At 66.6% G+C, this 20,256-nt stretch carries 20 protein-coding genes; 8 read left to right on the forward strand and 12 right to left on the reverse strand.

Annotated elements, in window-relative coordinates; translation table 11 throughout:
* Nucleotides 1-76: 76 nt before the first annotated feature.
* The 5 genes from ON04_RS09495 to ON04_RS09515 form a co-directional block, all read right to left on the reverse strand.
* A complete protein-coding gene (locus ON04_RS09495) occupies nucleotides 77-355 on the reverse strand; it encodes a DUF7218 family protein (protein WP_010541378.1) in 279 nt (92 codons plus the stop codon).
* Between the two features lie 66 nt (nucleotides 356-421).
* Nucleotides 422-904 (reverse strand): heme-binding beta-barrel domain-containing protein, encoded by a 483-nt coding sequence (locus ON04_RS09500; protein ID WP_010541379.1) that lies wholly within the window; start codon nucleotides 902-904, stop codon nucleotides 422-424.
* 89 nt (nucleotides 905-993) lie between these two features.
* Nucleotides 994-1,521 (reverse strand): DUF488 domain-containing protein, encoded by a 528-nt coding sequence (locus ON04_RS09505; RefSeq protein WP_010541380.1) that lies wholly within the window; start codon nucleotides 1,519-1,521, stop codon nucleotides 994-996.
* The gene (locus ON04_RS09510; RefSeq protein ID WP_010541381.1) at nucleotides 1,521-2,450 is read right to left on the reverse strand and encodes a DUF808 domain-containing protein; all 930 of its coding nucleotides are present in this window, start codon (nucleotides 2,448-2,450) and stop codon (nucleotides 1,521-1,523) included. Before ON04_RS09510 ends, ON04_RS09505 begins: the two co-directional genes overlap by 1 nt.
* An 87-nt stretch (nucleotides 2,451-2,537) precedes the next feature.
* Nucleotides 2,538-3,404 (reverse strand): oxygenase MpaB family protein, encoded by an 867-nt coding sequence (locus ON04_RS09515; protein ID WP_010541382.1) that lies wholly within the window; start codon nucleotides 3,402-3,404, stop codon nucleotides 2,538-2,540.
* Nucleotides 3,405-3,502: 98 nt separating this feature from the next.
* Between ON04_RS09515 and ON04_RS09520 the strand changes: the two genes are divergently transcribed.
* Complete coding sequence (locus ON04_RS09520) at nucleotides 3,503-4,225, forward strand: CPBP family intramembrane glutamic endopeptidase (RefSeq protein WP_033444236.1); 723 nt, start codon at nucleotides 3,503-3,505, stop codon at nucleotides 4,223-4,225.
* On the opposite strand, the gene ON04_RS09525 is transcribed toward ON04_RS09520, so the two are convergent.
* From ON04_RS09525 to ON04_RS09545, 5 genes are all read right to left on the reverse strand, one after another.
* Nucleotides 4,200-5,432: a multidrug effflux MFS transporter gene (locus tag ON04_RS09525; RefSeq protein ID WP_010541384.1), complete on the reverse strand. Its 1,233-nt coding sequence runs from the start codon at nucleotides 5,430-5,432 to the stop codon at nucleotides 4,200-4,202. The genes ON04_RS09520 and ON04_RS09525 overlap by 26 nt on opposite strands.
* A complete protein-coding gene (locus tag ON04_RS09530; RefSeq protein ID WP_010541385.1) occupies nucleotides 5,429-7,012 on the reverse strand; it encodes a cation:proton antiporter domain-containing protein in 1,584 nt (527 codons plus the stop codon). The genes ON04_RS09525 and ON04_RS09530 overlap by 4 nt, the downstream gene beginning before the upstream one ends.
* Before the next feature lie 26 nt (nucleotides 7,013-7,038).
* A complete protein-coding gene (locus ON04_RS09535) occupies nucleotides 7,039-7,548 on the reverse strand; it encodes an LGFP repeat-containing protein (protein WP_010541386.1) in 510 nt (169 codons plus the stop codon).
* A 58-nt stretch (nucleotides 7,549-7,606) separates the two neighbouring features.
* Nucleotides 7,607-9,304 (reverse strand): fumarate hydratase, encoded by a 1,698-nt coding sequence (locus ON04_RS09540; RefSeq protein WP_010541387.1) that lies wholly within the window; start codon nucleotides 9,302-9,304, stop codon nucleotides 7,607-7,609.
* A 63-nt stretch (nucleotides 9,305-9,367) separates the two neighbouring features.
* Nucleotides 9,368-9,934, reverse strand: coding sequence for a protein-L-isoaspartate O-methyltransferase family protein (locus tag ON04_RS09545; RefSeq protein WP_029458140.1), 567 nt, complete (start codon nucleotides 9,932-9,934; stop codon nucleotides 9,368-9,370).
* Nucleotides 9,935-10,295: 361 nt separating this feature from the next.
* Here ON04_RS09545 and ON04_RS09555 point away from each other — a divergent pair, with 361 nt between their 5' ends.
* From ON04_RS09555 to ON04_RS15980, 6 genes are all read left to right on the forward strand, one after another.
* Nucleotides 10,296-11,207: a siderophore ABC transporter substrate-binding protein gene (locus tag ON04_RS09555; RefSeq protein WP_010541389.1), complete on the forward strand. Its 912-nt coding sequence runs from the start codon at nucleotides 10,296-10,298 to the stop codon at nucleotides 11,205-11,207.
* 20 nt (nucleotides 11,208-11,227) lie between these two features.
* Nucleotides 11,228-12,247: an ABC transporter permease gene (locus ON04_RS09560; RefSeq protein ID WP_010541390.1), complete on the forward strand. Its 1,020-nt coding sequence runs from the start codon at nucleotides 11,228-11,230 to the stop codon at nucleotides 12,245-12,247.
* Nucleotides 12,240-13,289, forward strand: a complete 1,050-nt coding sequence (locus ON04_RS09565; RefSeq protein ID WP_010541391.1) for an iron chelate uptake ABC transporter family permease subunit — start codon at nucleotides 12,240-12,242, stop codon at nucleotides 13,287-13,289. Before ON04_RS09560 ends, ON04_RS09565 begins: the two co-directional genes overlap by 8 nt.
* Before the next feature lie 14 nt (nucleotides 13,290-13,303).
* Entirely contained in the window at nucleotides 13,304-14,173 is an 870-nt protein-coding gene (locus ON04_RS09570) for an iron ABC transporter ATP-binding protein (protein ID WP_010541392.1), read from the forward strand.
* Between the two features lie 133 nt (nucleotides 14,174-14,306).
* Nucleotides 14,307-15,599: an acetyl-CoA hydrolase/transferase family protein gene (locus ON04_RS09575; protein ID WP_010541393.1), complete on the forward strand. Its 1,293-nt coding sequence runs from the start codon at nucleotides 14,307-14,309 to the stop codon at nucleotides 15,597-15,599.
* A gap of 108 nt (nucleotides 15,600-15,707) precedes the next feature.
* Entirely contained in the window at nucleotides 15,708-16,421 is a 714-nt protein-coding gene (locus tag ON04_RS15980) for a hypothetical protein (protein ID WP_010541394.1), read from the forward strand.
* Between the two features lie 115 nt (nucleotides 16,422-16,536).
* Here the strand turns inward: ON04_RS15980 and ON04_RS09590 are convergent, their stop codons facing one another.
* Nucleotides 16,537-17,307, reverse strand: coding sequence for an SIR2 family NAD-dependent protein deacylase (locus tag ON04_RS09590; RefSeq protein WP_010541395.1), 771 nt, complete (start codon nucleotides 17,305-17,307; stop codon nucleotides 16,537-16,539).
* Entirely contained in the window at nucleotides 17,304-17,984 is a 681-nt protein-coding gene (locus tag ON04_RS09595; protein ID WP_010541396.1) for an Rv1157c family protein, read from the reverse strand. Before ON04_RS09595 ends, ON04_RS09590 begins: the two co-directional genes overlap by 4 nt.
* 349 nt (nucleotides 17,985-18,333) lie before the next feature.
* Here ON04_RS09595 and typA point away from each other — a divergent pair, with 349 nt between their 5' ends.
* Entirely contained in the window at nucleotides 18,334-20,256 is a 1,923-nt protein-coding gene (gene typA, locus ON04_RS09600; protein WP_010541397.1) for a translational GTPase TypA, read from the forward strand.

Consider the following 20,256-nt stretch of genomic DNA (forward strand, 5'->3'; position numbering starts at 1 on the left):
CGGGGGAAGCCGCGGGCCAGATTCGTTGCCGACGTCCGCTTTCCGGCGTGACCCGGCCCGCTGAACCGTCGACCGATCAGTGGTTACGTAGTGCCTTGATGAGGTCGTCCTTGTTCATGGAGGAGCGTCCTTCGATCCCGATTTCCCGGGCGCGATCCTGTAGATCGTCGACGGTCCAGTCTTCGTAGGATCCCGACTCCCCGCCCTTCCGGCCCACTTCTGACCGCGACTTGTTGGCCGACGCGTTGGCGATACGGGCGGCTTTCTCTTTGCTAGCGCCGTCGTCGCGCAGCGCCTCATAGACCTTCTCGTCCTTGATACTGGACGAGCCCTCGTCATTCTTCTTTTCTGACACGTTGCCCTCCTGTGTTTGTCCGGAGCTGTGGGTTCCCTCTTGGTCTGGCAGGCGTGGACGCCGCAGTCAGGCCCTGCGAAGTTCGGAACGCAGGTGATGCGTCGTGGGTTGACCGACCGCGGCCATCGCGAAGGTAGTGGTGATGGCATCTCCACTGAGTTCGTAGCGTCGACGAGTGGAGGTGACCTGCTTGGCGCTGGCACTGTTGAGCAGGCTCGCGTGGAACTCCAGGACTAAGGTATCCGCCTCGGCGGTGACGGTGCCCTCACACAGTTCGCTCTGCCCGGTGGGCTGGGCCAGGACCAGCTCCACCGTGCCGTTCCCGGGGGAGCGCAGGTAGCCGGTCTCAGTGTGCATCGGGGCCCCGGTGGGTCCCCAGGTCCGCTGGACGTAGTGGAGGAACGGCTTGCCCACGTCGGTGAAAGTGACTTCCTCCGTGTAGGAAAAATCCTCGATGGTCGGGTAGGAGCCGGCGCCCTCGCCTCTCCACGTGCCGAGGAGAGCGGCGACGGGCGTGAGGTTGGGAGCAAGTGCCGAATCGGGATCCATGGCTCCGAGACTAGGTCACCCGAGGGTCAGTCACACCGAAGTAGGTGAGGGGAGAGCCGGCGGGAACGGGCCGGGGTTCGGTTATGCGATCAGCGATCCCAGTACGGCTCGCGGTGTTCGTCGAGCCGCAGCCCCTCGCTGGGTACGTGTGTGTTGACGGCCCCGGTGTGCATCAGATGCCCCACGGGAAGTTCGTGGACCGTGGAGACCACATCCGCGACGATCCTGCGATGACACCGCCACCACACCGATTCCGAGCACATGACCGCCGTTCGCCGCTTCCTGGCGTCAGCGACCACCCGGTCCAGAGCCGTACGGAACGCGGGATCACGGGTCCAGGCGCTGTAAGCGCGGAACGCCTCGACCCGCCACCAGGTGTCAGGCGAGGCGCGGCGCTCGGCAGCGTTGAGATTTCGCCGCCCGCCGAGGTTCTCCTCCCACCGGTAGTCGATCCCCGCCTCTTCGACGATCTGGGGCACCACGCCCTTCGCTGCGGCGGGGTTCGCGCGGCTACCGGGGAAACGTCGGATGTCCACGAGCAATTCGACGCCTGCGCCTTTGAGCAGAGCCGCGAGCTCGTCGCGGTCGAGCCGTCCGTGCCCCACGGTGAGCAACATCAGTGTTCGTTTCCGCGGTGTGGGATCAGGTGTGCGATAGCCACCACTACGGCACCCACGATCAGTCCGAAGATCAGCGCACAGACGGTGCCGATAAGCCAGCTCAGCACGGCTCCCACCGCAGCGATCCCCCCGGCTGGGTCGGACAGTACGTGCACGAGGTGGTACGGCGCGGTCAGCCCGAGCTCATCCAGGCCCACCAGAAGAATGTGACCGCCTACCCACAGCATGGCGAGCATGCCTACGAACGAGATGACCTCGAGAACCGTTGGCATGGCTTTGACCATGCCGTGTCCGAAACGCTGGATGCGCGGGGGCTCCTTGGACGCGAGATACAAACCGATGTCGTCCATCTTGACGATCGCAGCCACCACGCCGTAGACGAGCGCGGTGATGACCAGACCCACCACCACCAGGATGATCGCGCGGGACCAGAAGGACTCATCGGCAACCTCATTGAGGGCGATCACCATGATCTCGGCGCTCAGGATGAAATCTGTGGTCACAGCACCGCGCACCATCTTTTTTTCCGCTTCGGGCCCCTGGTCCACGACGGGAGTGGCCTCCTCGTGCTGTCCGGAGATCCTCTCCCAGACCTTCTCGGCCCCTTCGTAACAGAGGTAGAGACCGCCCAGCATGAGTATCGGCGTGAGGATCCACGGAACGAACTGGCTGAGCACCAGGGCAAAGACGATGATGATCGCCTTGTTGCCGAGCGAGCCCAGGGCGATGCGCTGGACTATGGGCAGTTCACGAGATGGTTTCACCCCCTGGACGTACTGCGGGGTCACGGCGGTGTCGTCGACCACCACGCCGGCGGCTTTGACGCTCGCGCGACCCGCGGCGGCGGCCACGTCATCGGTGCTGGCCGCAGCCATCCGGGCGAGGACGGCGATGTCGTCGAGCAGGGCGGCGAGTCCACCGGACATGGTCACCTCACTGGTAAGGGCGGGTCGGGTCCCGCTGCAGAGCGCATCCGTTCCTGATGGAGCGGGTCGTCACAGGGTAGCGCCGTCTCACTCGATCGCGTCGAGAACCCAGCGCAGCGTGGAGACACTGGTGCGGCCGGCCGCCTGACCGAGGACCCGAGACCCGAGCGGTCCGTCCGGCAGGTCAAGCATCCCGCGGGCCCAGTCGGGTAGTGCTGCGACGGCGCCGTGGCGCAGCAGTGCATAGGCAGGTCTGACTGCCGGCCCCATCGGAGGCCCGTCGAGCAGGAAGTGGCGCGCGTCCAGTGCGGCTGGCGACGACTCCAGCTCCGGAAGATACTGCTCCAATGCCTCGTTGAGCTCGCGCACGGTGAGGGGGACCTCCCGGGCGCCCAGCATGAGGCCGGTCCTCGATGCCTGGCGCACGTAATCGTCCTGCTCGTGGGCCGACAGCCGGTCGCGTCCGTATAGCCGGTGACATTCGAGGAAGCTCCAGATCTCGGCAACGTGCACCCACCGAAGTAGATGCGGGTCGCGAGCGTCGTACCGGCGGCCCCGGTAGTCGGTTCCCACGACGGTGCGATGCACGCCGTTGATCATCCGGATGAGGTCCGAGGCGTCGCCGATCGTGCCGAAGGTCGTGGTGGCGATGAACTGTGACGTCCGCTGCAGGCGCCCCCAGGGGTCGCCCCGGTAGTCGCTGTGGTCCGCCACGCCGGCCATCGCCGACGGGTGGAGGGACTGCAGGAGAAGCGCGGTGAGTCCGCCGGCGAACATCGAGGCGTCCCCGTGGACGCGGCAGACGGAGTCGTCCTGGGAGTTCCAGCGCTCGCCCGCGGAGTTCCAGATCTTCTGGTGCCTTGCATCGGCATCGCTGCCGGCCACCCGAGAGCGGATCACCAGGCCCACTCTGCGCCGGGCGCCGGTCAACGCGCGGGACGTCACCGTTGTCATGGTGGGCACCCCCGTCGCGTGAAGCGGTCGTGTCCGTCACGATACGCCCGGTGCCCGCATCAAGGGCGGTATCGTCGCGGGTGATCACTGCGCAGCTGATGTCCCGGTTCGGCGGCTCCCGTCTGCGGGGGGTGGCCGGGGTCGCCGGGGTCCTGATTACTCTGATGGCGATCAACCTGACCGCCAATCTGGCCGGGTTACCCTTCCGCGAATGGATCGTCCCCCTGTCGGTTCTGACCCTGGTTGTGGTGGTCAAGGCGTGGGGGATGAGATGGTCGGAATTCGGCCTGTCCGTCCGACACATGCCCCGCGGGCTCGCGTACGGACTGGCGGCGACGGCGGGGGTGGCGAGCGTGGTGACGGCCGGGTGTCTCATCCCGGCGACGAGCCCGTTCTTCCTGTCCGAGCGCTACTCGGATCTGCGCATGGCGGTGTTTTCGGCGCTGGTGCTGATCCCCCTCATGACCGTCCTCCCGGAGGAGTTCGCGTTCCGCGGGGTCCTGCAGGGCGCGCTCGAACGGACCTTCGGCACCACCGGGGTATTCGTGGTCGGGTCGCTGGCATTCGGCCTGTGGCATGTCACCTCGTCGCTCGGACTCACGGCCGGTAACGCGGGTCTCGCGGACGTGCTGGGGACCGGTCTGGGTGGTCAGCTCGCCGGGATCGCGCTGGCCGTGGCGGCGACCTCGGTGGCGGGTGCGGGTTTCATCTGGATCCGGCGCCGCAGCAGTAGCCTCCTTGCCCCGATCGGCCTGCACTGGGCGTTCAATGCGGTCGGCGCACTCGCGGCCGCGCTCACGTGGCGCGCACTGGCTGGCTGAACACTCTCCACGTTGCGACTATGACGAGCGCGGCGTTGACGCCCATCACCAGGAGAAGCGGGATCGCTGAATGCGGCCCGGCGAGTCCGGTGAGGGGAGATACCACGGCGGCCAACGCGAACTGGGCCGCGCCCATGAGAGCGGATCCGGAGCCAGATCGGCCCTGGGTGGCCTGCATGGACAGTGCCGCCGCATTGGGCAAGATCAACCCGATGGACAGCGTCAGCAGGACGAATCCGGGGGTGACCGGTGCCAGCCCCAGGGTTCCAGCGGGGGAGAGAGCGACGACGACGGCGAGGTAGCCGATCGAGGTGACCATCCCCGCCACCCCGGTGAGCAGAATTTTCTCGGGCGCGAACCTGCCGACCAACCGGGTTCCCGCAACATTGGAGACCAGGATCCCCAGTGCGTTGACGGTGAACGCCACCGAGTACGCGGTGGGGGACAGTCCGACCATGTCCTGGTACACGAACGGGCTGGCGGAGATATAACCGAACAGGACGCCGAAGGTGAACACGAACACCGACACCCGGGCCATGTACGGTCTGTGAGTTGCGACGATCCTCATGTCAGACAGGGTGGACAGCACCCCGCCGCGGCTCCGAGCCTCGCGCTGGAGCGTCTCCGGCACGAACGCCCAGACGCCGACGGCTGTGACCGCCGACAGGACGGCAAGGAGCCAGAACACACCACGCCAACCGCCGAACGGCACGATGACTCCACCGACCAGGGGCGCGACCACGGGAGCAACGGATTGGATGGCCATGAGCATCGCGAACGCTTTGGCCACACCCGTTCCGCGACCGACGTCCACCACGACAGCTTTGGAGAGGACCACGCCGGCGGCCCCGAAAAATCCCTGCAGGACCCGGCCGGCCAGAAGAACCCAGATCGACGGGGCGAGGGCGCATACGATCGCGGCGGCCACCGTTCCCACCGATCCGAGGACGAGCAGGCGGCGTCGCCCGAGACGATCCGACAGGGGCCCGATCACCAGTTGTCCGAGGCCCAGCGCGACCAGAAAGGCCGTCAGTGTGAGCTGGGCGGTGGAAGCCGAGACGTCGAATTCACCGGTGATGAGCGGGAGGCCGGGGAGGTAGGTGTCGGTGGCGAACGGCCCGATAGCCCCGGCCAGTGCGAGGGCGACGAGTATGGCCCCGGGGACGGTTCCGTTGGTGGGGCCCTCAGGCTGCTTCTGCGCGCTCATGAATCGAGCCCCGCCGCTTCGGCGGCGCTGTCAGCCAGACCGACACCGGTCCCCTCGTAGATGTGGAAGGCCACGTCGGCACCCATGTCGATCAGTTCCTCGCGTTCGTCGTCATATTGGGCCACGACCGCGATGGTCCCCTCGAAATCTCGTCGGCCGACGTGGTTCATGGCGACGAGGTTGGAGCCGTGGAACGGCATCGCCAGCACGATGATCTCTACCGCGTCGTCGTTGATGCAACGTTCCCAGAAGTCGGCCTCGGTGGCATCGGCCTCGATCACCCGGACCCCGTCCGTCCGGAGCCCGCGGACCTTGACCGGATCGTTCTCGATTCCGATGACAGAGAGACCATATTCCAGGGTCAGGCGATCGTGGACCGCACGGCCGACGCGGCCGACGCCAAAGACGAGGGCCGTCGCGTTTCCGAGGTCGATGTGCGCATCGTCGGGGTGGAACCGGTCGGCACGCGGCGTGGGCACGAACGCGGAGAGTCGCGTCACCAGCCCGGTGCCACGCCTGTTGACCAGGGTCGAGAAGACGAAGCTCGCCGCCACCGCGACCGAGACCACCACGAGCCAGTCGGCATCGACGATGTCGGCGCTCACCCCCGCAGCGATCACGATCAGCCCGAATTCTGAGAAGTTGGCCAGGGCAATACCGGCGAGGATCGAGGTACGTGTGCGCATTCCGAAAGCGGCCAACGTCAGGGTCAACAATGCGCCTTCGAGGGGGAGCAGAACAGTGAGCAGCAGCCCCAGTACGACTGTCTCGATGGTGGGGTCGACATGCAGGCCGATCGATACGAAGAAGCCCACCAACAGAAGTTCGCGAAAGCCGAACAGTGTGCGCGAGAGTTCGGCGGCGCGTGGATGACTGGCGAGGAGTACCCCGACGACCATCGCGCCGAAGTCGCCCTTGATGCCCACGCTCTCGAAGAGCCAGTAGCCCGGCACCAGTGCGACGGTGATTCCGAACAGGGTTTGGAGTTCGCCGTGTCCGAGGTGGTTCCACAGTCGGTGGACGAGCCACGCCCCCGGCAGGAGAAGGATCAGTGCCGCCGCCCACGGGCTGGGGGGTTCGCCGCTCATCGCGGTGAGGAAGGCCACCGCGATGACGTCCTGGAGCACCAGCACACCGATAGCGATGCGGCCGTAGAGAGAACTGGACTCCGAGCGCTCGTCGAGGACCTGGACCACGAACACTGTGCTCGAGAAGGAGAGCGCGAAACCCAGCAGAGCGAAAACCTGCCAGCCTTCTCCGGCGAGCAGACGCACCCCGACGGTGGCCAGTAGCCCGAGGAAACCGGCAGTGAGTCCCACGACCACGATGAGGTTGGCGACCGTCGTGACGATCACCTCGCGCCGGAACAACATCCGGAGGTCGAGTTTGAGCCCGATGGTGAAAAGCAGGGTGGTCACGCCGAAGTCAGCCAGCGTGTCGACGACGGGTAGTTCCTCGATCCCGGGGGAATGGAGGATGAAGCCCGCGGCGAGATAGCCGATGAGGGTCGGTAGTTTGACCAGCCGTGCGACGAACCCACATGCAAATGTGACGACCAGGTAGATCGCGACGGTCTCCACGGTTCAACGCCCCCCGGGGATAAGTGTCAGCGGACCTCGACGACCGGCCGGCCGTCGAGGAACGCGATCGTGCCGTTCTCGAACACCGAGATCCAGCCGCCGTCCGTGGCGGCCTCGTCTGCTGTGGGGAAGCCGAGGTCGCCCCCGGGCCCGCCGGCTTCGCGGTAGGAGTCGAGGATCTCGCCCTGGATCACGAAGGCGCGCCCGGACGGCGTGAACACGATCGATCCCCTCTCGAAATCGGTGACAGATCCACCCTTTACCGCCGTCACCGGCCCCGTCACGGGTCCGAGGTCGCCCTGCTCGCCACCGAGTTCGTTCCAGCGATCCGCGACCTCTACCGGGATGTCAATCGCGGAATCCGCAGGCCCTGGCACGGAGGTCGATCTCGTCGTCGTCATCGTCGCTTCCTCCGAAGTCGACGGCGCGGCAGTCTGACCGGTGACGTCGCCGTTATCTCCGGAGCAGGCGATCAGACTGGCACCCAGGACGGCCGTGAGTGCGAGAGGGGCGAGGCCACGCGTCAACCTGTCCATGGGCGGTGATACTAGTCCGCTCTTGCGTCTCGGCGAACGGGCCCCCATGAGATCCGGATCAGAGGCCGGGTCGCTTACCGATCGTCAGCGTTACCTCACCGGTGTGGGCGAAGAAATCCTCGCCCTTGTCGTCTACGACGATGAACGCGGGAAAATCCACCACGTCGATCTTCCACACCGCCTCCATGCCGAGCTCTTCGTATTCGATCACCTCGACGTGCTTGATGCAGTCCTGGGCCAGACGCGCGGCGGGGCCTCCGATCGACCCGAGGTAGAACCCACCATGCGAAGCACAGGCATCGGTGACCTGCTTGGAGCGGTTGCCCTTTGCCAGCATCACCATGGACCCGCCGGCGGCTTGGAACTGCTCGACATACGAGTCCATGCGGCCCGCGGTGGTGGGGCCGAACGAACCCGAGGGCATTCCCTCGGGGGTCTTGGCCGGGCCGGCGTAGTAGACGGGGTGATCCTTGAGGTACTGCGGCATCTCCTCCCCGGCGTCGAGCCGCTCCTTGATCTTGGAGTGCGCGATGTCGCGGGCCACGACCAGCGGCCCGGTCAGCGACAGGCGGGTCTTGACCGGGTGCTTGCTCAGCTCGGCAAGGATCTCCGGCATCGGCTTATTGAGATCGATCTTCACAGCCGCACCCTTGCCTGTGCCCGAGATGCCGTCGGTGGCGGCGTCGAGTTCGGCGTCCGTGGTGGCGGGGAGGTATTGGCCAGGGTTGAACTCGAGCTGCTCCAGGAACACGCCCTCAGACGTGATCTTGGCCCTGGCCTGGCGGTCCGCCGAGCAGGAGACGGCGATCGCGACCGGGAGCGACGCGCCGTGGCGGGGGAGGCGGACTACGCGCACGTCGTGGCAGAAGTACTTCCCGCCGAACTGTGCTCCGATACCGATCTTCTGGGTGAGCTCGAAGACCTTCTCCTCGAGCTCGAGATCTCGGAAGCCTCGACCGGTCATCGCACCCTCGGTGGGGAGTTCGTCCAGATAGTGCGCTGAGGCGAGCTTGGCGGTCTTGACCGTGAACTCCGCCGAGGTGCCTCCCACGACGATGGCGAGGTGGTACGGCGGGCACGCCGCGGTGCCGATAGAGCGGATTTTCTCCTCGATGAACTGCATCATCCGCTCCGGATTGAGGATCGCCTTGGTCTCCTGGTAGAGGAACGACTTGTTGGCGGAGCCTCCGCCCTTCGCCATAAAGAGGAACTTGTAGGCGTTCTCGTTTCCGGGAGTGGTGTCTGCACCGATCTCGATCTGCGCGGGAAGGTTCGAGCCCGTGTTGCGCTCGTCCCACATCGTGAGGGGAGCGTTCTGCGAGTACCGAAGGTTGAGGCGGGTGAACGCGTCGTAAACGCCACGTGCCACGGATTTCTCGTCGGGTCCCTCGGTGAGAACGCGCTGACCGCGCTCGCCCTTGACGATCGCTGTGCCGGTGTCCTGGCACATCGGAAGCACGCCGCCGGCGGCGATGTTCGCGTTCTTGAGCAGATCCAGTGCGACGAACTTGTCGTTGTCACTTGCTTCGGGGTCATCGAGGATCTTGGCGACCTGCAAGAGGTGGTCCGAGCGCAGGTAGCGAGAGATGTCGTGCATCGCGGTCTCTGTGAGCAGGCGGATAGCCTCGGGCTCGACGCGGAGGAACGTGGTGCCGTCAGGACCCTCAACGGTCGAGACGCCCTCGGTGGTGAGAAGGCGATACTCCGTGGTGTCCTCCCCGACGGGAAGGAGGTCCTCGTAGAGGAAATCGGCCATCGAAGGGCTCCTGGTTCTGGAGGTGGACAAACCTGGGCCAGCATAGATGTCGTGGTGTCCGGGTCAGAAACGGGTGCCGCGCAGCGGTACGAATCGGTACCGGCCGTGCTCGGTGACCTCCACCGCGCCGTCGGCGCGGCGTACTCGGTGCATCACATCCCGCCAGGGCGCGACCAATACACCCCCGTCGGCGAGCTGGTCTATAAGCGGCGACGGAACGCCGTCGGCCATGGCTGAGACGAGGATCCGGTCGAACGGTCCGAATTCAGGGAGCCCGAGCACGCCAGGTTCGGCGTGATGGACTCGGACCCAGGGCTGGGTGAGGGCCGCGCGGGATCGCTCCACCAGTTCTGGCACCAGTTCAACCGCATGGACGGTTGACTCCGGGCCGCCGAGGTCGCCGAGGATGGCCGCCGTCCATCCGCTGCCGGAACCGACGTCTAGGGCCCGCATCCCCGGGAATGTCTCGAGGAGGGCCAACATGGCCGCGACGGTGGAGGGCTGGGAGTTGGTCTGACCGAAGCCGATCGGGAGGGGCACGTCGCGGTGGTGCTCATCGGCGACCTGCGGCGGAAGGAACCGGCGACGGTCCTGCGCGCGCATCGCCGACGCGATTTCTCTTCCCGTCATTCCCGCCGCCTCCCGTTCCTGGTTTGAGGCCTTTAGGGCTCGCCGAGGAGGCGGGTCCCACCCTCGGGATCGAGGTCGTCGATCCGGTCTCGGGGTCGGCCGGGAGATCCTCGTCGTCTGTTGGCGTCCAGCCTTTCACTCCCGTCGAGGGTGTCCTCGACTTAGTCACCGAGAGTGTCCTGGTCGAACGTGCGGGGATTCTCCAGGTCCATCAGTGTGCTCGGGCGGGCGCAGACTCGCACCCGCTAGACCAGAGTGGGAGGGCATCCTTACCTAAGTTTTGCGTGAGGCCGGAGGATGTGTCTAAGGTGAGCCTAACCTTCCGGTTGTACCCCCTAACGACCCAGCCTTTGGAGAGACAGTGAACCGATTTTCCACGTTCGTCGCCGCGGCAGCCACCCTCGCATTGACCGGCGGCGTACTCACGGCGTGCGGCAGTTCGGACGCGCAGTCCGGTGCCAGCGAGACTGAGGGGCCCGCGCGGGTCGTCCTGACGAGCCACGCGGCGGCCAACACGCTCGATGAACTGGATCTCGAGGAGCGGGTCGTGGGCCTTCCCAAGACCGGCGTATTCCCGGCTGCCCTCGAGACCTACGCGGGTGAGCAGTACACGGACATCGGAGGCCTCAAGGAGCCGAAGATTGACGTCATCGCCGAACTCGGTCCCGACCTCATCCTTTTCGGGGGACGGACGCGGAAGCTGGAGCCTGAGTTCGCCAAGATCTCCGATCAGGTACTCGCCGGTGACCCCGACACCTCGAACACGGTCGCCTCCAACCGGGCCAAGGTCGAGGAACTCGCCGCGTTGTTCGGTGCGCAGGACAAGGCGAGCGAGCAGCTCGACGGGATCGACGAGAAGGTGGCAGCCACCCGCGCCAAGGCCGGCAGCGCCGGTACCGCCCTCGTGCTGATGACTTCGGGCGGCAAGGTCACGGGCTACAGCGCAGGGTCGCGCTTCGACCTCATCTTCAACGAGCTCGGGATGACCCCCGCCGGCGAGGTCGCCACCGAGGGCAGCCACGGTGCGCCGCTGAGCTGGGAGCAGATCGCCGAGCTCAACCCCGACCACGTCTTCGTGATCGACCGCGACGCCGCGATCGGCGCCGAGGGCGAAGCGGCCGCCGCGCTGCTGGACAATCCCCTCTTCAACCGGACCTCCGCCGCGACCCAGGACAACGTCCACCTGCTCGACGGGCAGAACTGGTACCTCATCGGCGGCGGACTCGGGGTCCTGGACTCGATGATCGACGAGGTCGACGCGGCCGTCTCCTGACGGCCCGTCGGGACGAGGACATGACCACCACGGTGCAGAGCCGGCCACAGCGCAGCGCGCCATGGCCGGCTCTCGGCGTGGCCGCACTGGTGGTGGCGCTGATGGCGAGCGTGTTCGTGGGGGCCGCGGACATCACCATCACCGATGTTCTGACCGGCGGCCTCACCGAGGCCCACCGCGTCTACCTGGTGGAGGCCCGCCTGCCGCGGACCGCGGCGGCAGCGCTCGCCGGGGCGTCCCTGGCGATCGCCGGTCTGCTCATGCAGTTGCTCACCCGGAACCGCTTTGTCGAACCGTCCACCGCGGGAACGGTCGAATCCGCCGGACTGGGCCTGGTGGTGGTGGCGATCCTCGCCCCGGGAGCGCCGATCGTCGTGAAAATGCTCGTCGCGATGGTGTTCGCCCTCGCCGGCACCGCGCTGTTCCTCGCCTGTATTCGGCGCGTGGCGGTCTCTGATTCTTTTGTGGTCCCCCTCATCGGGATCATGCTCGGCTCCGTGGTGGGGGCGGTGGCGGCGTTCCTCGCGTTGTCCCGTGACCTGCTCCAGATGCTCAACTCCTGGCTGCTCGCCGACTTCTCGGCGGTCCTGGCCGGCCGGTACGAGTTGCTCTGGTTGGTGGGCGTGCTCGGCATTGTGGCCTACGTCGCGGCGGACCGATTCACGGTCGCCGGGCTGGGTGAGAACGTGTCCACCGGACTCGGGCTGGACCACCGGTCGGTGGTCGCCCTGGGCATGTCGATCGTCGCCGCGGTCGCCGCCGTCGTGGTGGTCACCGTCGGCGCGCTCCCGCTGCTCGGCCTCGTGGTGCCCAACGTGGTCTCCCGGCTGGTCGGCGACGACGCGCGCCGGGGCCTGCCGTTGGTGGCGCTCCTCGGCGCGGTCACAGTCCTCGTCTGCGACATGATCGGCCGGTCTCTCCCGAGCCTGCTCGCCGGCGGATCCGCGGGCGCGGGGGAGATCCCCGTGGGGACGCTGGTCGGGGTCATCGGCGGGGCCGCCTTCCTGGCCATGATGCTGCGGGGGGTGCGCAATGGCTGACGCCGCGGTTCTCGCTGCCCCGCCGGAGGGGCCCCCGCGCCGCCGGACCGGGTCGGACGCCGATCGCCGCCGCCGCTGGGCGGTGGCCCTGGTGTGCGTGACCGTCGCGGCCTGTGCGCTCGTCGCGCTCGTGGTGACCGGCCTACCGGAGACCGTCGGCTCCAGGGCGTGGACCTACTCGCTGGGCCGACTGTCCCGGCATGCGGCCGCGATCGTCCTGGTGTCGGTCGCGGTGGGCGTGTCGACGGTCCTGTTCCAGACCGTCACCGGGAACCGGATCCTCACCCCGGCGCTCATGGGTTTCGACTCCCTGTACCTACTCATCCAGACGCTGCTCGTGTTCTTCATGGTGCCGCGGCCCGACGCGATCGCCGGCGGTCTGATCAGCGGCGGTCTCTCCGGTTTCCTCGCCCAGACCGCGCTCATGGTGGTGGCGTCGACCTCTCTCTACCTCTGGCTGCTCGGCGGACGTCGGACGGATATCCACCTGCTGTTGCTCGTGGGCGTGGTCTTCGGCGTGTTCTTCCGCTCGATCTCCTCGTTCTTCCAGCGGCTCCTCGACCCGGCCGCCTACCTGCAGGTCCAGGACGCCATGTTCGCCAGCTTCCGGGGCGTCCAGCTGGACGTGCTCGTGGCGTGCGGACTCATCGTCGTCGTCGGTCTGGGCGTGGTGGTGTTGCTCGGTCGCCGTCTCGACGTGATGCTCCTGGGGCGCGACCCGGCGATCGCGCTCGGGGTGAACCACCGCCGGGTGACGATCATCGTCCTGGTGGTGGTCTCGTTCCTCGTCTCCGCCTCGACTGCCCTGATCGGCCCGGTGATGTTCTTCGGGCTCATCGTCGCGAATGCGGCGTACGCACTGCTAGGCACCACCCTTCACCGCTTCACCTTGCCCGTCGCGTCGCTCCTGGGCGTTATCGCCTTGGCCGGTGGCGAGATGGTCCTGCGCGCGCTCGGGGTCGAATCCGCGCTGAGCATCGTCATCGAGTTCGTCGGTGGCCTGCTGTTCCTGTTCCTCCTCCTCACCAACCGAGCCCGTTGACGAAAGAGGCACGCATGTCCCTTCTCCCGTTCCGCCGCCGTGGCGCGACGACCGGCGCGCCGGATTGGTCGGCCACGTGCGGTATCGAAGCGCAGACCGTCTGCTCGTCCTACGGCGACACCCGCGTCCTCCACGACGTCACCGCCTGCTTCACCCAGGGCGGGGTCACGTCGCTGATCGGCCCCAACGGCGCCGGAAAGTCGACGCTCCTCGGCGTGATGAGCCGCCTCCAGCAGGCCGAGTCGGGTCGGGTGCTGGTCGACGGGGTCGACGTGTCCGTCAACGGCGGACGCGAGCTTGCTCGCCGGCTTGCTGTCCTCCGTCAGGAGAACGCGGTCTCCATCCGGTTGACGGTTCGCGAGCTCGTGGCGTTCGGCAGGTTCCCGCACAACGGTGGGCGGCCGACCCCCGAAGACGCCGAGCACATCGACTACGCCATGACGGCGATGGAGTTGGAGGACCTCGCCGACCGGTATCTCGACGAGCTCTCCGGTGGCCAGCGCCAGCGCGCGCACATCGCGATGGTCCTAGCGCAGGACACGGACTACGTCCTGCTCGATGAGCCGCTCAACAACCTCGACCTGCGGCACGCCACGTCGATCATGCGGCTGCTGCGGCGGACGGCCGCGGAGCGGTGCAAGACCATCGTGCTGGTGATCCACGACATCAACATCGCCGCGGCCTACTCTGATCGCATCATCGCCATGAAAGACGGTCAGATCGTGGCTGATGGGTCGCCCGCCGAGATCATGCGAACCGAGATCCTGAGTCGGATATACGACATGGAGATGCAGGTCGCCGAGGTCGCCGGACGGTATGTGGCGTTGTACTTCGACGGCGACGACGAGACGGCCGACTGCGGCACAGAGGTGTTCTCCGCCTGAGCATCCCTGTCGTCGGTGTGCTCGGGTCGCGACAGGGTGACTCCAGAGGTGGTGTCGAAGGGCCGCCGTGGGCGGGTTCCGGCGCTAGGCTCGCCCACGCGTCCACACCCGACACCAGGAGTGCTTGCCCTCTATGAAGGCCATCGATTACAAGGAACTTCCCGCGGAGGCGGTGCTGGATCATGTCCGATCCGGGATGCACATCATCTCGCCCATCCAGAACGGTGCGCCCCCGGCGCTACTCGGTGCTCTGGACGCGGGGGCCGAGGGTATGGATGACGTCACCATCCACCACATGGACCCCTGGGTGTCGCTGCCGTTCATGGAGGGGGCATACCCGGGCCGGCTCCGTCATGTTGACTACTTCCTCGGGCCCGGGTCGCGCAAGAACTTCCACGAGGGTCACTGCGAGTTGATACCGGTCGACTTCGCGCAGATTCCCGCGACCCTGCGTGAGTTCACACCACCCGGGCTGGCGATCGCGGGCGTGTCCGAGATAGATGAGCACGGATTCTTCTCGATGGGCACGAACGCTGACTACGTGGCGTCCTTCATCGGCCAGGTGCCGTTCTTCGTCGAAGTGAACGCTCACATGCCCCGCACCTTCGGTCGCAACCACATCCACATCTCCCAGGTTGCCGGGGTGACGCGCAACGACGAGCCGATGATCACCGTCGAGGCACCCGCGCCCGGGAGCGTGGACGACGCGATCGCCGGGCTCATCGCCGAGCGCGTCCCAAACGGAGCGTGTCTGCAGCTGGGAGTAGGCAAACTACCTAATGCCTTCCTGTCGCGGTTGACCGACCACCGCAACCTCGGGATCCATACTGAGGCGATGTCCGACGGGGTGATGGAACTGGTCAAGGCCGGCGTCATCGACGGCTCCCGTAAAACGGGCCGGCCCTACAAACACGTCACCACGTTCGCGGTCGGGTCCCAGCGGCTTATGGACTGGCTGCACAACAACCCGTCCATCGCGATGCTTCCGGTCGACATCGTCAACGACCCCCGCGTCATCGGGCAAGAGCACAACCTCTACTCGATCAACGCCACCAGCGAGGTGGATCTCTACGGGCAAGCAGCGTCCGAAACCATCGCCGGCAGGTACTGGTCAGGCGCCGGGGGCCAGGCGGACTTCGCGCGCGGTTGTTCCTTTTCGCCCGGGGGCCACGGGTTCATAGTCACGCCTTCGCAGACGTCGAAGGGGGTCAGTCGGATCACGCTCTCTCTCACGCCGGGCAGTCCGGTGACGACCCACAAGAACATCATCGAGAACGTTGTGACCGAATTCGGAATCGCGGAGCTGAGGGGCAAGTCAGTGGCCGGTCGGGCGGCTGCCTTGATTTCGATCGCGCACCCCGACCACAGGGAGCGGCTCAGCCGGGAGGCCCGTGAGGCGGGTCTGCTCCCGCGAGTGCTGCTCTAGGCGGGTGCGGGAGCTGGATGAGCGCACGGGGTGAGGGGGACCGGTGGCACCCAGTGGGGGGTGGGGTTACGTTCCAGGGACACTCGACCGCGGAAGAAGGAGGCAGCTGTGGACCCCATGGTTTGGATCGTGATCGGGGTGATCGCGCTGATAGTGATCATCGCGCTCGTCGCCCTGGCAGTCAGGAACAGTAACCGCAAGAAGCTCACCGAGGCCGGAGAACTGCGGCGGAGCGCACGTGAACGCGAGCAGCAACTCGAGCGACAAGACGCCGTGGCCCGTGAGCACGAGCACCGAGCGGGTGCGGCGGAGCAGGAGGCGCGTGCCAAGGCGGCGGAAGCCGACAAGCTCCGCGCAGACGCCCAGCACCATCGGGGAACGGTCGACGAGCAGCAGCGCGACGTCCAGCGCATGGAACAGACCGCCGACAAGCTCGACCCCCGGCGTCGGGCGGATGATCTTGACCAGGGCGCCGGCCGCGACCGCCAGCACACGCATGCGGACGAAAAGGATCACGATCATGTGGGGGATCACGACCACCGCGCCCGCGATCACGATGCACGGCTGACCGACGAGGGGCGCGGTCGGGCTGCCGATCGTGATCTGCTCGACCCCGGTCACGGTGACACCGCTGGCCCCGATCACCTCGGTGGTCGCCACGCCAGGTCTAACGATCCCGCGGACGCAGGGCCACTCGAATCCACGGATCACACGCCCGGGAGGCGCGGGGACTCCGTCAACCCGACCACGAACCGGGACGACGACCCCGGGATCGTCGATAAGATGCTGGGCCGGACACACAGGGACGAACCCCGGCACTGATTATCGGGAGCGAGGTCGGCGCCTGCTGCCCAAAACGCCGCGCTCGCCGGGGAGAGAAATCTGCCCGGCGAGCGGTGCCGACACCAGCCGAACGAGGTGGCGTGATGGGCGGAAGTCAGGGTGCCAGAATGTGTGGGAGTGCCTGCCCAGCCGTCGCCCGTACGTGAACCGATACCTCGGATCCGAGTGCTGACGATCCCGGGTTCACCTCCACAACCGGTATCCTCTCCGCGGCGGCCAGTGGGGGCAGCGATGCGGCGGGATGGACCAGGCCGGAGGTTCCTACGACGAGAACCGCAGTCGCCGATGTGACCGCGGAGACCGCGGCTTCCCACGATTCGGAGGGCAGGTTCTCGCCGAACCATACGACGCCGGGTCGCGCCCGACCCCCGCAACGGTCGCAGATCGGTGGGGGCAGTCGATCGACGGGCGCTGCGGGCGGGGGACCCACCTCTATCGGCGCACTGCAGGTGTCGCACCGGTGGGCAGAGAGGCTCCCGTGCACGTGATGCACGGTCTGAGACCCCGCGCGCTCGTGGAGGTCGTCGACATTCTGTGTCACCACCACGACATCACGGCCGCTGGCCGCCCGAGCGATCGCCAGATGACCGGCGTTCGGTTCGGCCTCGGAGACGAGGTGCTCGCGCCAGCGATACCAGGACCAGACGGTGTCCTTGTCGTGAGCCCAGGCCTCCGGTGTGGCGAGAGCTGTGGGGTCGTACCTCTCCCATAGTCCGGTCTGAGCATCACGAAAGGTGGGGACGCCACTCTCCGCACTCATGCCCGCCCCGGTCAGAACGACGAGAGGCCCGCCACCCGTGAGAGCGTGGCGGGCCTTACTCATGTCGAGGTGGAACCGGTCGGGCCCCGTGACGTCAGCGGTCACTGGACGAATGCGGTCCCGACGGTCGGGAAGGCGACGCAGTTGGAGGTGCCGCCGTCTTCGAGATTGGTCGTGACCCCGCCCTGGAGCAGCATCAGGACCTGGCCGGGCCCTGTATCCGCCACGCCGTTGACCGTGGCCGGGCCACCCTCGTTGATGCCGTTGTACGTCAGGACGGTGGTGCCACGGCGACCGTTATTGATGTTGAGCCAGTCAACAGTCATGGGCTGGGCCTGCTGAGCGGCCACGCCCTCGGTGCCCAGTGCGGTGAAGATGAAACCGAGCTTGCCGGGGTCGATACCGGGAAGGGGTAGATCGGCCGGCCCGGGAATGGCGGTCGCAGCCCCGACTGCGGTCTCTTCGCCTCCGATGCACTGCTGCATGATCGTGGGGTACGCGAATTGCGCGATTACCGGGCCGTTCTCGGGCAGCGGGGTGCCCGGCTCCCCAGTTCCGCGGAAGAACCCGACCGCGCGAGCGATGGTTCCCCGGGTGCTCTCCGGGATCCACTGCTGCTCAGCAAGATTCTCGATGGCCTGGAGGACGGGCTCGGTGGGGCGCCCCAGCTCGTCGAGCGATTGAGCACCGGCGGTGGCGGGCGTGGCGAGTCCTACAGCCAGGGCGGCTACTGCGCCGAGGCCGAGGGTCCGGAACGAGGTCCTGAGCGAGTGGCGGATCACAGGCGAGTCCATTCTTCGGATGAGCGGGCGGACGGATCGGAATCGACCAGTCGACCAGTCGATATTCTCACAGTGCCTATACACGAGGGCACCGGGAGTCGGATAAGGACGCGATATGGGGCTGATGTTACAGAAGATATAGGTGATGTAAATAACAACAAGTGTTTCCAGAGTGGCGTGGGCGGTCTTGGATAGGGATTGCGCGTGCGATAACAGGTAAAGTGGACCGGCACGCGCGCTCGACCGGACGCGCTTGTGGATCAGGCGGAGTATCCGCAGATTCCCATCACGCGCCCGGCGGCTTTGATCCGCCTCCGGCGCAGAACGCCCCTGAGGGAGAACCCAACGTATGGCCCTGACCGAGTTCCGCAACGTCGCAATCGTCGCCCACGTCGACCACGGCAAGACGACCCTCGTCGACGCGATGCTGCGCCAGTCCGGCGCGTTCGACGAACGCGCGGAGCTCGTGGACCGGGTCATGGACTCGGGCGACCTCGAGCGCGAGAAGGGCATCACGATCCTCGCCAAGAACACGTCCGTTCGGCGTCTCGGCGCCGGTTCGGGTGGCGTAGACCTAGTGTTCAACATCATCGACACCCCCGGCCACGCCGACTTCGGCGGCGAGGTCGAGCGCGGTCTCAACATGGTCGACGGTGTGGTCCTGCTCATCGACTCCTCGGAGGGGCCGTTGCCGCAGACCCGCTTCGTCCTGCGCAAGGCACTCGCGGCTTCTCTGCCGGTCATCATCGTCGTCAACAAGACCGACCGGCCGGACGCCCGCATTGACGAGGTCGTCGAGGAGGCCCAGGACCTCCTGTTGGACCTCGCGGCCGATCTCGAGGACCCTGCCGCGCAGGCCGCGGCCGAGCACGCGCTCGAGCTGCCCGTGGTGTTCGCTTCCGGGCGCGCGGGCAAGGCGTCGACCACACAGCCGGCTAACGGGCAGGAGCCCGACGGCGAAAACCTCGACGGGCTCTTCGAGCTCCTCTACGATGTGATCCCGGCGCCGAAGGGCGACGCGGAGGCGCCGCTGCAGGGCCACGTCACCAACCTGGACGCCTCCAACTTCCTTGGCCGTATCGGCCTGGTCCGTATCCACAACGGGCGCCTGCGCAAGGGTCAGCAGGTCGCGTGGATCCACAACCTCCCGAGCGGAGAGCAGGTCACCAAGTCCGTCAGGATCTCCGAGCTGCTCAAGACCGACGGCGTGGAGCGCGTACCCACCGACGAGGCTGTGGCCGGCGACATCGTGGCAGTGGCCGGAATCAGCGACATCATGATCGGTGACACGCTGGCCGACCCCGAGAACCCGATCGCGTTGCCCGCGATCACGGTCGACGAGCCCGCGATCTCGATGACCATCGGTGTCAACACCTCACCACTCGCCGGGCGAAACGGCGGTAACAAGCTGACTGCCCGAATGGTGAAGGCGCGCCTCGACCAGGAGCTCGTGGGCAACGTTTCACTCAAGGTTCTAGACACCGAGCGCCCCGACGACTGGGAGGTGCAGGGTCGTGGCGAGATGGCGCTGTCGGTTCTGGTCGAGACCATGCGGCGCGAGGGCTTCGAATTGACTGTGGGAAAGCCGCAGGTGGTCACCAAGATTGTCGACGGTAAGATTCATGAGCCGTTCGAGCACATGACCATCGATGTCCCCGAGGAGCATCTCGGCGCCGTCACCCAGCTCATGGCAGCCCGCAAGGGCCGCATGGAGCAGATGAGTAACCACGGCTCGGGCTGGGTCCGGATGGAATTCATCGTCCCGGCACGCGGCCTCATCGGCTTCCGGACGACCTTCATGACCGAGACCCGCGGGTCCGGAATCGCCAACTCCGTCTCCGCTGGATACGACAGCTGGGCGGGCGAGATCCGCGCAAGGCACACCGGTTCGCTGGTGGCGGACCGCGCGGGCAAGGCCACCACCTTCGCGCTTCTGGGGCTGGCCGATCGGGGTGACTTCTTCATCGAACCCGGCTCAGAGGTCTACGAGGGCGTCGTGGTGGGGGAGAACCCGCGCTCGGAGGACATGGACGTCAACATCACCAAGGAAAAGAAGCTCACTAATATGCGCGCGGCGAGCTCCGATACCACCGAGACTCTCTCCAAGCACAAGAACCTCACCCTCGAGGAGGCAATGGAATTCTGTGCGGTCGACGAGTGCGTCGAGGTGGCTCCCGAAGTGATTCGCGTGCGCAAGGTTCTGCTCACCGCGAATGAGCGCGCCAAGGCCCGTAGCCGGTCTAAGTCCCGCGACCAGCAGACGGTCAACTGA

The organism is Dietzia alimentaria 72, from assembly GCF_000226215.1.
Lineage (GTDB): Bacteria > Actinomycetota > Actinomycetes > Mycobacteriales > Mycobacteriaceae > Dietzia > Dietzia alimentaria.